We start from the raw sequence: 13852 nt of genomic DNA, 5'->3' as shown, positions 1-13852 counted from the left end.
TTTTTTAAGTAGATGCTGTATGTACAAGGGGAGTAAGTAGAGATGATGTTTATCGGCATTGATATTAGTAAAGAGAAGATTGATTTATCGTGGTTGAGAGACCAGCTTACAAACAAAATTAAAACAAAAGTCTTTAAAAACAAGCATCAAGACTTTTTAGCAATAGAAAAATGGCTTTTAAATACAACTAAAAGCGCTGCTAATGAGCTCGTTATCACCCTCGAACCAACGGGTGTTTATCATGAAGCACTGATGTATTTTTTACACGAGCAAGGCTTTAATATTATTTTAGCGAATCCCGGTAAAGCTAAAAAGTATGCAGACGCTTTAAACATAATTCATAAAACAGACAAATCTGATGCAACGATGCTTGCTCATTACGGCTGTGCTAAGCACGCAGTCGTTAGTTATTGGCAACCTGATGCATTAGAAGTTAGAGAGCTTAAAGCCCTTATCCGTCGTTTAGATGCGCTTGAGAGTAACCGACAACGAGAAGCTAACCGATTAGAAGCAAGTGAATTCAGCAACGTTTCAGCACGTGTTTGCCAATCGATAAAAGTGACAATCGCGTTTTTAGATGATGAAATTAAACAGCTTAAATCTGACATTGATAACCACATAGATAATGAACCTGATTTAAAAAGAAACAGGAAACTACTTGAGTCTATCCCTGGCATAGGGCCCGTATTATCGAGAGAGCTGACGTATTTGTTTGCGGCTAAAAAATTTAATAAAGCCAAAGAAGCGGCAGCTTATTGTGGATTAATCCCACGGCATAATGAATCGGGTAAATTAAAAGGGCGAACATCAATCAGTAAACTTGGGCCAGCCAGAATTCGATGCAAACTTTATATGGCGGCCATTGTTGCAGGGCAATGGAATAAAACAATAAAGAGACACAAGTTAACGTTAATAAACAATGGTAAAACACCGATGCAAGCTGTGTGTGCAAATATGCGAAAGCTCATTCATATATGTTTTGGTGTAATAAAAAACCAAGAAGCGTTTAAGCTCCAAGAAAGTTAAATACGACCTTGAAGCTTAAAATGAGAGATGGTATCTACAAGTGAACTTAACCACGGTGTTAAACTTTGCCGCTGGGCTTTCACACGAATAGCACTCTTAGCTTATTTTTGAATAAACTCATTGATAATTGCACAAAGAGGAGCGAATGAGGAGGAAATGAGAAGCCATTTAAATAAGTACTTGTGGCTGTTTACTTCTCTAAAGCGCAGCGCCCTCTTAACCTCTTTGTGAATAAATCACTTAAAATATGATTGCACAAAGAGAAGCGAATGAGGAGTAAATGAGAAGCCATTTAAATAAGTACTTTATGAGTTTAGCTCAGTTTGCTCTTAACCCTTTTGTGAAGAAGTTCTATTAAGAGCTTTGCTCGTCACACCAGCAAGCTGTGCGTCTACAAGTCAACTTAAGCACGGTGTTTTAAGTGCTTCAGGCACGCTTCCGCCCTTAGGTTACAGTTCCTAGTTACTGATATAAAACTATTTTTTCGCGGCATAAAGCTGCTGCTACATTTTTAGTTATTATTGCTTAATATCTTTATTATCTACACTTACTTCAATTTTTTGATTAAGTAAGTTAATTAGTAAAATACTGCGCAAGTCGCCATCGGGCTCTTTGTATATTGCTTGTATATTACTGAATGAATCGTTGTTAACATTTACTACATCACCTGTTTTTGGTATTTGTGATTCAGTAGTGTGTGCACGTTCATTTTTTAAATGGTCAATTATGTGCTTAGAAACCAACTGATAACTTGCCCCATAAGAAACAAAACCACCTATTCCACGGGTGTTTTTTACAGCAGAAAAGTTACCTTTTTTTGATTCAAGGCATACAAATAAATAATTAGGGAATAAAGCGGTGTGTTTGACGGTCCGACGACCTTTAACCAACCTTTCGGTAGTTAATTGGGGGTAAAACGCTTCAATCCCTTGATTTTGCAAGTTAGTTTTAGCTCGCTCTTCTTGCTTAGGTTTGCATACGACTAAATACCAACATTCCATAGTAGCCCTTAATACATAACTAAATTGCAAAAAATACAATTCCAAACTAAACAACGGCGGCATTATAGCCAACATAGAGTACTTATGTAAATAAGCCTTAGCGGTTAATAGCCACTCACTTTAACAAATATTGTTATTGAGTTTAAAGGGAGTAAAGGCTTTAACGCTAGTTTAGTACCTATAAAGCCATGTTTAGATTGGGCTAAACAATAGTTTAGCCGCGAAAATTTATTAAAAACTTTAATTAATATTTTTTAAAAATATATATAAGTAAGAGCGCGAAATAAATTATCACCTACAAGTTGGTACGTGTTTGTAGGTAAGGTTATTAATTTAGCCCAAGCGTTAGTACCTTGAATAATTATGGCTTTACTTCTACCTTAAAATTCAATGTAACAAATTGATGACAAGGAAGCAGAATGCAAATACTTCACCACGGAGCGGTTAATGGCGTTACTGGTTCGTGCCACGAGCTGGTAGTTAACGAGCAAACAAGTGTGCTTATTGATTGCGGGTTATTTCAAGGCGAAGACTCTAAAGTCGATCTTTCAATTGAGTTTAATATTACCCATGTTACTGCCCTTATTGTTACCCATTGCCATATTGACCATGTTGGCCGAATTCCTTACTTATTAGCAGCCGGTTTTAAGGGCCCTATTTTTACAAGTATTGCATCGGCCAGCTTATTACCTTTAGTAATAGAAGACGCTTTAAAAGTGGGTGTAACCCGCGACCCTAAAATTATAGCTGCCTGCTTAAGCTTATTAAATAAACGCATAGTAGCTGTTAATTATAAAACGTGGTTTGAACTACCTTGCAAAGGGCCCAGTAAAGCTAAAGCAAGGTTTCAGCGTGCAGGCCATATATTAGGTTCTGCCTACGTTGAAATTGATATTACAAATAGCGATAACAACAAACATCGCGTTGTATTTTCAGGAGACTTAGGCGCGCCATATACCCCGTTACTCCCTTCGCCAAAGCCGCCCTATAAAGCCGACACCCTAGTTATTGAATCAACCTACGGTGATAAAAATCATCAAGGCCGTAAAGAGCGTACTAAAACGCTAAAAAGCATTATTGAACGCGCCGTAGCCGACAATGGTGTTGTTTTAGTACCTGCTTTTAGTATTGGCCGCACACAAGAGCTGTTATATGAGCTAGAGCAACTCATACATAGCTCATCTAAAAAGTCTAAGTGGCGAGACATTCACGTAATACTCGACTCCCCTATGGCAGCCAATTTTACTGAGCAATACAAAAAGTTTAAGCACCTATGGGATAGCGAGGCCAAACGCAAAGTTGCAAACGGTAGGCACCCACTCGATTTTAAAAACCTAACTACGGTTGATTCACACAAAGAGCATTTGACTATTATCAACTATTTAAGTTCGCGGCAAACACCAGCCATAATATTAGCAGCAAGCGGTATGTGCACTGGTGGCCGAATAGTTAATTATCTTGAGCGGTTTTTAAGTGACAAAACCACCGATGTATTGTTTGTAGGTTACCAAGGAAACAAAACGTTAGGCTGCGAAATTCAAAAATATGGTCCGCTTAATGGGTATGTTTTTATAAATGATGCTCGTATTACTATAAACGCAAAAGTACATACAATTAGCGGGTACAGCGCCCATGCCGATCAAAACGGATTAATTAAGTTTGTAACGGGTATGCATAAAAAGCCAAGCCATATAAAAATTGTGCATGGGGATGATAATGCAAAAAGTGCGTTAGCAGCAAAGTACAAAGAGGTTTTAGGTAATGATGTTGAAGTTGAGATTGGTAAATTGTAGGCGAGAAGCTTGTTATCGCAATTTGATAAATACGTAAAACGGTACTTTAAATGCGCCAGCAAGCAAGGCGCCTACATGGTCACATACACCGAGGGTAAAAATCTACGTACGCGTGAAGCTTGCTCACGCAATTTGATAAACATGTAAAAGCTGCGCTTTGTGCGCGCCAGCAAGAATGGCGCCTACACATACACCAGGATAAAAATCCACGTAGGTACGGATTCCCTACAAAAAGCAAACTATTGCAATCTATTCCCTTTAGGAGCCACTTACGTTTGGTAAAATTGTAACGTTAGTCTGCTTATTAAATTTTTGCTTCCAATTCAAATCACAAATGCCATCAGTGGGTGAAAAAGCGGTAGGTGCTGTTAAAAACAACCTACGTATTTCTTGATGATCAGACTCGTCACATGCAATTTTAAGTTTATCTAAAAATGGATCGAGCTCAGACCAAGGCATTTTAACTTCTTGTGCACTTAGGATTCTTGGGTGGTCTGTACCAATAACGTTGTCTCCAATGAGTAGCTCTTCAAAGAGTTTTTCACCTGGGCGTAATCCTGTGCACTTTATTTCTATATCGCCATTTGGGCGTTTTGCATGTTTAACTTCAAGCCCTGATAAGTGAACCATTTTAACAGCTAAATCTTTAATTTTAACAGGCTCTCCCATATCAAGTACAAACACGTCGCTACCCACTCCCATTGCTCCGGCTTGAATAACTAACTGAGCAGCTTCGGGGATAGTCATAAAATAGCGAGTTATATCTTGGTGGGTTAGCGTTATAGGGCCACCCGCTTTAATTTGCTTTCTAAACAACGGCACAACAGAACCAGACGATCCTAAAACATTACCAAATCGAACCATGGTAAAGCGTGTTGTATCTTGGATTTCAGATAGCCCTTGCAACACTAACTCAGCCATGCGCTTAGTAGTACCCATTATATTTGTTGGGCGCACTGCTTTATCTGTAGAGATTAATACAAATGTTTCTACTTTGGTATTAATTGCCGCTGTAGCTACATTGTAGGTGCCATAAACATTGTTACGCACACCTTCTACTACATTATGCTCAACTAATGGTACATGCTTATACGCAGCGGCATGATAAACAGTTTGAACACTAAAAGTAGAAAATGTTGACTCAACTAATTTTTTATTTTGAATAGAGCCCAGTATTGGTAATATTTCAATACTTGAGTCATTTTTGGTGCAAAATTCTGATAACTCCTTTTCAATTGCATAAAGCGCAAACTCAGAAAGCTCAAATAGTACTAATTTAGTCGGACTATTTTTTACTATTTGCCTACAAAGCTCAGAACCTATAGAGCCGCCAGCACCTGTAACCATTACAACTTTATTAGTTATATTTGCCGACATCAAATCTTGTCGAGGTTGAACCGAATCACGACCTAACAGGTCATCAATTTCAACATCTTTGACTTCATCAAGATTAGTTGTCCCAGCAACAATGTCGGCCATGCCGGGAACAGTCATTACTTGTAGTTTAAATTTTTCTATCGCGTTAAGTACTTCTTTTCGACGACTGCGAGATGTACTTGGTAGTGCCAATAATATTTTATTAGCACACTTTTGCTTTGCAATTTCAGCAATTTGAGAAGGAGCGTGTACACAAATACCTTGAATTAACGATAAATGCTTTTTAGGGTCGTCGTCTATAAAAGCGACTGGTGAATATTCTGGACCATTTGCTAAGGCAGTGGCTAATTGACGTCCAGCAGAACCTGCCCCATATATAATTACCCCTTCTTTGCGGCGCATAGTTATTTGGCCAACTACAGCTCGCACGGTTAGCCTTGCACCACCAACAAATAAAATACAAAAGCTGGCATAAATAAAAGGAACTGTGCGTGGTACTGGCGCACTAAGAAAAAAAGATAAAATAGTTAGATAAACGGTCGAAAGTACAACACCGGCAATAATGGCCCACATAGCTTGAGTGTTCATATAGCGCAGCACGGCCCTGTACAGCCCAAGCTTTACAAAGCTTAATAAACTAAGCGGCAATAATGCTGATAATAAAATCCAAGTATGTGTATTTTTTAAAACGGCGGTGCTGTCTAGCCTTAATAAAAAAGCCAACCAAAAAGCTAAAATTATAAATACGCTATCGATGAGGAGAGAAATAATTCTTTTTTGAGGACGAGGTAAATTAACTAAAAATTTTAAAGACACAATACATTTCCCTGAAGCTAGCAGTAAGACTACTATTCTATTGATTACAATTTTACTACAAGATGAACAACTATTGCACTTAATAAATAAAGACTATATGTAAATATTTATATAGTCTTTATGTATTTGGTTATTTTTTGTAACTTTTTGTACTACTGCGGCTTACTATTTTACTCTATCACCGCTTCCCTTACCTGCAACAGTTTGGAATATATACCTAAAGTAGCTTTTTAAATTTAAAGTACTAATCATTTGATGATCAGTTTCAGCTAGCAGCTCTGGCGTTGACATATCGATTTCGTTTACCTGCGCTAAACCAGTAATGCCTGGACGCACATCATAAATGTTTTTATTATCACGAGCTGTTGTTAGCTCTTTTTGGTTAAATAGACCTGGGCGAGGTCCAACTAAACTCATTTCACCTTTTAGTACATTCCATAGCTGTGGTACTTCATCTAACTTTGTTTTACGCAAAAAGCCACCAAATGGCGTTATAGATGATGTACTTGCTAAGTGACTAGCAACTGATGCAGTATCCACTGACATTGTTCTGAACTTTATCAAGGTAAAAGGCTTTTTATTCTTCCCAACACGCTCTTGCATGAATATAGGCGAGCCCGTATCGAATAAACCAATAAGGTATAAAATCACTAAAAACGGTATTGCAAACAATAGCCCTAAAAGTGATAACAAAAAGTCGAGTAAGCGTATCATTTATAAATCCATTAATTATTTTTTAGCCGCAAGCCTAAAACCATGCTCAACTGAGTATGGCGGCTTCCAATTAAGTGTCTCTTTCGTATGCGTGATATCTAATTGCAATGAGCCTATAAGTCTATCGACCATATCACTTTTATTAAGCAACTTACCCACTAATTTAAAGCACCAAACAGGTATTGGCAAAGCAAGGTTTTCTCTATTTTGTACTTTTGCCATTAGAGCTGCCATTTCAGCTGTTGACAAATCATTATCATCGCTCGCTAAAAATATCTGATTCGCAGCTTTTGGGTGTTCTATACATATTTTAAGCAGATCAACTAGATTATATACTGACACTAGACTACGTTTGTTGCCTTTAATCGATCTAAAAGGTAATGGAAAACCTTTTCCTATAAAACGCATAAGTGAGGCAAAGTTTGCCTTTACGCCTTCTCCATAAACTAATGGTGGGCGAATAATTACAATTTCCATCCCCGTAGTTTCACCAAGTTTAATTAGACTTTGCTCCGCTTCTGCTTTGGAAACACCATAAGGATCTGCGGGCAAACGCTTATCAAACACAGAAAAAGGCAGACCGTTTGATGTAGACTCACCATTGACTTTGATAGAACTTAAAAAAATGAATCGCTTTACGCCTGCCTCTGCGGCCTGACGCGCTAAATTTAACGTAGCGTGGGTATTTACAGCACAAAACTCAGAAAGTGGATCAGAAGATGGGTCTTTCATAACGTGTACTCTGGCAGCGCAGTGAACAACATGAGTAACTCCATTGAGAGCTATTGTATAGTCTGCGCTATCACTAAGTTCGCTTTTAAAAAACTTATGCTGACTATGTAACAAAGGAGTTCTACCTAAAATAATAACTTCGTTATCATTGAGCTCTGTTAAAAGCTGCCCGCCTACAAAACCATTAGCTCCTGTTAATAAAATACGCTCAACTGACATTAATGTTTCCCCCTAGGATCGAAATTTTTAATCAATCCCTCTAGCACTTTTCTAGCTTTCAATGGCAGTAATGCTTTAAAAACAGGGTAAAAAACACCAATGTGTGCTTTTAAACCTAAAGATAAAGCTCTACAACCTTTATAACCAATCATTGCTTGTTGCCATGCTACTTTTAAACTATTTCTAGCGTAGGTATTATCTGTAATTCGATAGCGAATTAAAGGCTCACAAATGTTTGCAAAATGTGCACCTTGTTGAGCGCAACGAAACCACAACTCATAATCCTGTCGCCGTTTCAGATTTTTTGTGTAAGAACCTGCATTAAGCACAACATTCTTTTTAAATATAACAGATGGATGAATAAGTGGGCAGGTCCACATAAGCTTGTATATGTCATCGTGTTCTGAGGGTACAGACCTCACCGCTATAGATTCACCATTTTCATTAATATCCTCGGCAGAACTGCCTAAAATATCAACGATCGGGTTGTCTTGCATAAAAGCCAGTTGCACCTTAAAACGGTTTGGCTGAGCAATATCATCAGCATCCATTCTTGCTATTAAGTCATACTTACATATTTTTAAACCTTCATTTAATGCATAGCCTAACCCATAGTTTGAAGATAAATGATGAACAACAAAAGTTTCACTATATTGAGATTTATACTTTAATATAACAGCTTCCAGCTCATCAGTTATGGGGCCATCAACAACCAATACAACTTCGCTAGGCAACACACTTTGCTTAACAAGTATGCTATCTAATGACTCAGCTAGCCAGTTAGGTTTTTCTTTAGCATAAACTGAAACTAATACTGAAAATGGTGTCATTTTAACAATATATCCTCAATATCAGAGCTCGCCATGCCTTGAGCGATACAGAAACCATATAAATTTAGCAGCTCTAAATATGCTCGCTGCTTAACGTAGCTAGGCAATAGTTTATTGCTCTTTATTATTTTCGTAATCTTCTCGGGAATAATCTTATCTAATACGTTAATTTTAAATGAATCTAGATCCAAATCGAAATATAAGTCCACACCTCTTTTTTGCTGGTGCCAACCTAGCTTATTTTCTAGTAACTCTCTAAGTAAGACTTTATTTGTTAAGGAATTAAAATTAAATTTTTTATTTTTAGGAAGATTAAACACATATTTAGCTAAGCTTGATGCAAGCCAAGGGAAGTTTACATCCGCACCTAAGTGCTTTGTAGATGCAACCGTTTTCCCCATCATACACTGGTGATCATGAAAAGCACCACGTGAAAAAGCTCTAAAATCTATAAAAGATAACTCTTGTGTTTTGGCTTCTATTTTTGAAAAATACTTATTAAGGTCATAGCTTGAACCAATTGGAAAAAAACACGCAAGTGCTGACAAATCACCATGAGACTCAGCTGGTGAGCGTAAGTACCATTTTAAACTGTGACAAGATTTAGGGAGCATCTTCCAAATACCCATTTTTGCCAACTTAAATGAGCGAATCTGATGTTCTGATGGCAAGTACCCGAATGTTTCATCATTTCCGAGACCATCAATTATGACATAGTCGCTAGGGTCAAAGTTAGGGTTATCAAAGAAAGTTCGCAAGCCAAATAAAAAGAATAAAAAACCTTGATCTAAAACCGGAGTATTCATATTTTCACAAGCTGAAAGAAAAATACTTTTATCAAAGCTAGTTATAATTTTGTCTACTTCTACAAAGTGTGCAGTGTGACCAAGTTTATTACAAATATTTGTAATATAGTCTTTTAGTTCGCTGTCATCGCGCCTTAAAAAAGTTAGAGTATCAATTTTCATCCCTAGGTGTGAGTAGCCTAAAGCAAGGCCCATTGAGTCTTTTCCATCGCTCAATAACAATAAAGGACGTTTACAACTATCAACATTTTTTAATGACTTTGTAATTTCATCAAGCAAAATGTCTTCACTAGCATCACTATCAGCTTCATAGGAATCAGATAGCATACGATAAGGGTACTTAGTAAAATCTTTCAAGCCCTGCTCTGATAGCTCGGTATTTTGATTTGGGTACAATACACTATAAGGGCAAAGCATATGTTTTGCGAAAGTCGCAATATGTGCAGTACTTAATTTATTTCTCAATTCAGGATCACCCATTACTGTTTACCACTTCATGGTAAGCTTGTTGATATTTCTTTGACATTGTACTACTACTAAAATGCTGGTTTACAACGGCGGTCGTAGCGTCAGCCATGCATTGCCTGTCGAACTTTACCAGCTCTACGAGCTTACTATATAAATCAATGTCACTTTCTGTTTTGAACGTTACACATCCATTTGGATTCAAAGCATAAATTTCTTGATGTGGTTCTATATCTGACAAAACAGATGGTAACCCGCATGACATCGCCTCAAGCACGGCATTAGGCATACCTTCAGCACGAGAAGCAGATATGAAATAATCTGCCATTCGTAAGTAATCAGATACGTTACTTACTTTACCAAAAAATTTAAACTGTGAACTCTCAGCGGCAATTTTTTGGCACTCACCTCTTTGCTGTCCATCACCAATAAAAATCAACGTATCGTCAGGATATTCGGTTAAAAATAGCTTAAAAGCAGCCGCAACAGTTACTGAGTTTTTTCTATTATCTTTGCCCAAAGATGATATCCACACATTACTATTTTCGTTAATACCGTATGTTTTTCGAAGAGACGATTTTTGTTTTGAATCAGCAGGGTAAAAATTTAGTGTATCAACCCCATTAAGTGCTGTAACAGCATCATTTATATTGTAAGTTTTTTCAAGATTATCTTTTACGGCATCAGATACGCAGCATACTTGTGATACTTTTCGCAGTGCTCGGATTTGCTGGTAAGCCATAATACTGCCGATAACACGGCCATATGTCATTGGAAAATCTAATTGGGGAAAGTTTCGTATAGTACACAAGACAGGCACTTCATCTGTGAACTTGGATGCAAGCACATCACCACGAAGACCTTGTGAGTGGATTACGTCAGGTAGCTCTTTTTCAATTATATTCTTCACTTTGCCTTTGGCTAAAAACACCCCCTCTAACCGTGACAGATTAAGTTGATAATGTTTAATACCCAACGCCTTAAAGTCATTTAACCTACTTTGAGCAGGCTCTTGTGAAAGTGTTACGAGTACTGGCGTTATATTCGCAGGGAGGTTACTAATAATATAGTAAAGCTGAGATGTAGGGCCTGCTTTTTGTAATGTTGATACCAAATAAAGAATTTTCAATCTATTCACCGTAAAAAAAATAACTGATAGTTATAAGAGAAGTCACTCATCAATGCTAAGAAATACAATAAGCAATAACCAGAAATTGCTAAATAACCGAGGATTTTATCTTGCCCTTTAAAAAGAAGCAAAAATGAGGGGAGCAAAACCGCATTTGCCGGTAAGCAAATCATTTCTCTAACCCTTGCTGATACTATACCAAAATCAATTAATACCAGCATAATACAAGTACCATATACATAAATAGGAATAAGAATATCATTATATGACCATTTATTTTTCAGTAGGTGGTAATACTTAATGTAAAAAAAGCACCAAAAAACATGAAATAAAACCGTCCCACTTAGCACGCTTTTACCCTCAGCATACTCACTATTTGTGTACTTGATTATTCTTGATGTATTTTCTAAACCAAATCCGCTGGCTACTTCAGGGATCATCATACCAACACCGCCTAAAGCCGCGATGATAAAAGACACAATGGCAATTAAAGTCATGACAGTTCTGGACTTAAAATATCTTACAAAGTAAAGAAAAAGTGCTATAAATGCGAAACTATGAAACATACCAGCTAAAAAAACCACTGCTATGTGTCGGAAAAACCACCCGTGATAAATACAATAAAAAGAATAAAGTAATATACCGGAGGCCATAGAGTTTCTAATTTGCCCCATATCCTTAAAAAAATATTCATCTGAAATATAAACTAAAATACTTACTAAAAAAAAAGGCGATAACTTGCGAAAAGCTCTAAATTTCAGATAAATAGAAATAGAAGAAAAAGCAAAAATAAATAGGAAGAAATCTCCGCCTACAGCTTTAATAAATAGAGCAAATAATGCAAAACCAGACTCAATTGGCGTTGTTAGAGAAACTGGATATATAAATAGACCTAGTTTCGAAATATCGGTTATGTTTTCATATATGTACTGATACTGAAAATAATCTGTAGAAGCATACCTTGACCCAACTAAAAATGTAAAAAAAAGTAATGTAACGAGATAGAGATAAGACTCTTTTGAATGCCTGTCGATTGATAAAAGTGAAAGCAGAACAAAAACAAAAAAAACGATATAAAAAATCATAAAAAACTCAAAATGGGAACATAATATTCAGTTACATTCGAAAGGTTAAATCTAAGAGAAAAATTACGGAGAATCTCAGGCCTTTTAGTTAAATTTACCGTTTCGAAGTAGCATTTGCAGTATAACTGCTTCTCTACTAACCAAAGCCAATAAGTAAAATTATTTTTCCTGTACATATTAATCAACGCTGCTTATATCCAGCCTTTCACTAATAATTATCAAACCCTAATTTATATTCCCTAAGCTATCAGCTTCAGCTCATTTACCAAACAATGTCTATTAACACTTAATAGACAACGCCTAATAAAAGTTTTTGCTAATAATTTATTAAATCTCCCATGTAGAAAAGTTTAAAGCCTATATGAGTAAATTCATTGGAGGCATGGGTAGTTAAGCTATTAAAGAAAAATTAGCTAAAGTCCTGCCTTTCTTAAACCAAACTATAGCTTTCATATAATTCCTCTTAAAGTGTAAGGCTTATACCCTTTCACGTTTATTTAGTTTAAAAATACGAACTCTCAAGTACAACTATTATTAGATGAGTCAAGGCAAAAACCTTAACGAAGAGTTAAACCATTATTGCTAATCAATCTTCATTAATATTTCTATAGTCTTCAAACTGGGTTCTTCTCGGATGCTTGCTATTGTACTTTATGTTGAACCAGTCAAAAATTCTAGATAACTCGTAAAAGTATTTATTAAATTTAAAGTCATCTAAAGGCATTTCAATGTGTTTCAATACGTCCATTGAATTTTGGCAGCTTTCATTTGTAAACATATCAATACTATCGAGATGTTTATCCTTTAACTCTACCCTTTTATCTTTTTCCATACTAATAAATTCATTAATAATATCTTCAATCTTAAGTAGTGGTAAATTTAGCCCTTTTAAATTGTACTCATGTTGCCAAACGTCACAGAAATATCCATAAGTATTCGGCTCTATCATGTTTTCTACACCAACTATACTAGGGACGCCTAATGATGATGCTTGGATAATCGCAGTACCACTACCGATAAATAAATCATAGTTCGATACAGTTGAATCAAAACTTGAATAATCTAAGGTGCCTTTTAAAGCAATGCGATCTTGTAAATTAGCTTTATTTATTTTTTCTTGAATTTGATGCTTTAATTGCCCACTTCCATATATATCGAACTGTATATCAACACCTTTGAGTCTCAATTCTTTTATCACATCAATCATATAAAAATTATAGGTTTTGAATTCAACCAATCGCCCAACAGCTGCAATTTTAACAGGAGCTACTATATCACCAGATAGTGTTATTATCTTTTTATCTATAACACCTAGTCTAAATGTATTTGATTTCTCAAACTTCTGTTTTTTATGCTTAATATACAGCTCTCTATTACCTTCTGAGAAGAAAGACAATGATTCCTCTGGAAGATATTTAAATATGAATTTCCTGTTTAACTTTTCATGCCAAGCAACATTATCACCGCCCCACAGGTACTTAATATAATGATAAAAGCCAACTGTGACTGGAATGGTTTTTTTTAATTTTTGAGCTAACCTGTAACCAAGTAAAGCATGCATACCATGATAGACATGAATTTGATCAATCGATTTTAAATTAGCTACAAGCCTTTCTTCATCCACTTGACATAATAGTGGTAAGCGACGGCATAAAAGTGCTGGGCCATGAAAAATATCCTTTGGAAAAATCACATTAGCGTATTTTTTCATTTCAGATAGCAACTCGGCATTACTTAGTTCGGGTTTCGATAGCAGCAAAATAGATGTATGTAGGTTATTTTTAAATCGCTCTTTTGCCATTCTTACGAAAAAAGTCTCGATCCCACCTACAGTTAGGGCTCCATAAATAAATAACATT

11 protein-coding genes are annotated in these 13852 nt (G+C 36.3%); 2 read left to right on the top strand and 9 right to left on the bottom strand.

Going from position 1 to position 13852, the window contains the following annotated elements:
• The first annotated feature begins 42 nt into the window (after positions 1 to 42).
• The gene (locus tag L654_RS0104450) at positions 43 to 1026 is read left to right on the top strand and encodes an IS110 family transposase (RefSeq protein WP_024599096.1); all 984 of its coding nucleotides are present in this window, start codon (positions 43 to 45) and stop codon (positions 1024 to 1026) included.
• A gap of 518 nt (positions 1027 to 1544) precedes the next feature.
• On the opposite strand, the gene rfaH is transcribed toward L654_RS0104450, so the two are convergent.
• Positions 1545 to 2027: a transcription/translation regulatory transformer protein RfaH gene (rfaH, locus tag L654_RS0104445; RefSeq protein ID WP_024607398.1), complete on the bottom strand. Its 483-nt coding sequence runs from the start codon at positions 2025 to 2027 to the stop codon at positions 1545 to 1547.
• A gap of 419 nt (positions 2028 to 2446) precedes the next feature.
• Between rfaH and L654_RS0104440 the strand changes: the two genes are divergently transcribed.
• On the top strand, positions 2447 to 3820 hold the full coding sequence (locus L654_RS0104440; protein ID WP_024607397.1) for an MBL fold metallo-hydrolase: 1374 nt from the start codon (positions 2447 to 2449) through the stop codon (positions 3818 to 3820).
• Between the two features lie 258 nt (positions 3821 to 4078).
• On the opposite strand, the gene L654_RS0104430 is transcribed toward L654_RS0104440, so the two are convergent.
• The 8 genes from L654_RS0104430 to L654_RS0104395 all read right to left on the bottom strand — a co-directional run bounded on the left by L654_RS0104430 (position 4079) and on the right by L654_RS0104395 (position 13851).
• Positions 4079 to 6013 carry a nucleoside-diphosphate sugar epimerase/dehydratase gene (locus L654_RS0104430; RefSeq protein ID WP_024607396.1) on the bottom strand — a complete coding sequence of 645 codons (1935 nt, stop codon included), beginning with the start codon at positions 6011 to 6013 and terminating at the stop codon, positions 4079 to 4081.
• Positions 6014 to 6178: 165 nt separating this feature from the next.
• Positions 6179 to 6727, bottom strand: a complete 549-nt coding sequence (locus tag L654_RS0104425) for a sugar transferase (protein ID WP_024607395.1) — start codon at positions 6725 to 6727, stop codon at positions 6179 to 6181.
• Positions 6728 to 6742: 15 nt separating this feature from the next.
• On the bottom strand, positions 6743 to 7678 hold the full coding sequence (locus L654_RS0104420) for an SDR family oxidoreductase (protein ID WP_029753492.1): 936 nt from the start codon (positions 7676 to 7678) through the stop codon (positions 6743 to 6745).
• Complete coding sequence (locus L654_RS0104415) at positions 7678 to 8508, bottom strand: glycosyltransferase (protein ID WP_024607393.1); 831 nt, start codon at positions 8506 to 8508, stop codon at positions 7678 to 7680. The genes L654_RS0104420 and L654_RS0104415 overlap by 1 nt, the downstream gene beginning before the upstream one ends.
• The gene (locus L654_RS0104410) at positions 8505 to 9794 is read right to left on the bottom strand and encodes a hypothetical protein (protein ID WP_024607392.1); all 1290 of its coding nucleotides are present in this window, start codon (positions 9792 to 9794) and stop codon (positions 8505 to 8507) included. Before L654_RS0104410 ends, L654_RS0104415 begins: the two co-directional genes overlap by 4 nt.
• The gene (locus L654_RS0104405) at positions 9787 to 10908 is read right to left on the bottom strand and encodes a glycosyltransferase (RefSeq protein ID WP_024607391.1); all 1122 of its coding nucleotides are present in this window, start codon (positions 10906 to 10908) and stop codon (positions 9787 to 9789) included. The genes L654_RS0104410 and L654_RS0104405 overlap by 8 nt, the downstream gene beginning before the upstream one ends.
• Before the next feature lie 5 nt (positions 10909 to 10913).
• Positions 10914 to 11993 (bottom strand): EpsG family protein, encoded by a 1080-nt coding sequence (locus tag L654_RS0104400; RefSeq protein ID WP_024607390.1) that lies wholly within the window; start codon positions 11991 to 11993, stop codon positions 10914 to 10916.
• Positions 11994 to 12579: 586 nt separating this feature from the next.
• Positions 12580 to 13851, bottom strand: a complete 1272-nt coding sequence (locus L654_RS0104395; RefSeq protein WP_024607389.1) for a glycosyltransferase — start codon at positions 13849 to 13851, stop codon at positions 12580 to 12582.
• Position 13852: the final 1 nt, after the last annotated feature.

It is taken from the genome of Pseudoalteromonas sp. TAB23 (genome assembly GCF_000498075.1).
Lineage (GTDB): Bacteria > Pseudomonadota > Gammaproteobacteria > Enterobacterales > Alteromonadaceae > Pseudoalteromonas > Pseudoalteromonas arctica.
The sequence above is the reverse complement of the archived record's forward strand: the minus strand, read 5'-3'. Positions and strand labels throughout refer to the sequence as shown.